Annotated in this window: 2 tRNA genes; both read left to right on the forward strand. The window is 59.2% G+C overall.

The features are described 5' to 3' along the window. The first annotated feature begins 8 nt into the window (after positions 1 to 8). Positions 9 to 81, forward strand: a tRNA-Ala gene (locus HMPREF0308_RS12840). A 46-nt stretch (positions 82 to 127) separates the two neighbouring features. Next, positions 128 to 203, forward strand: a tRNA-Ala gene (locus tag HMPREF0308_RS12845). Positions 204 to 233 lie beyond the last annotated feature (30 nt).

A 233-nucleotide genomic window follows, 5' to 3' on the forward strand; every position in this document is an offset into this window, starting at 1 on the left:
TCCTAAGAGGGGCTATGGCGCAGTTGGTAGCGCACCACACTGGCAGTGTGGGGGTCACGGGTTCGAATCCCGTTAGCTCCACCGCATCGCAACTACGCGAAGCAACCACAATTTAAATACCTACTCTGGGGCTATGGCGCAGCTGGTAGCGCACCACACTGGCAGTGTGGGGGTCACGGGTTCGAATCCCGTTAGCTCCACCACCTAGAGGGCAGACCGTGATGTCTGCCCTC

It is taken from the genome of Corynebacterium striatum ATCC 6940, assembly GCF_000159135.1.
In the GTDB taxonomy this organism is placed as follows: domain Bacteria; phylum Actinomycetota; class Actinomycetes; order Mycobacteriales; family Mycobacteriaceae; genus Corynebacterium; species Corynebacterium striatum.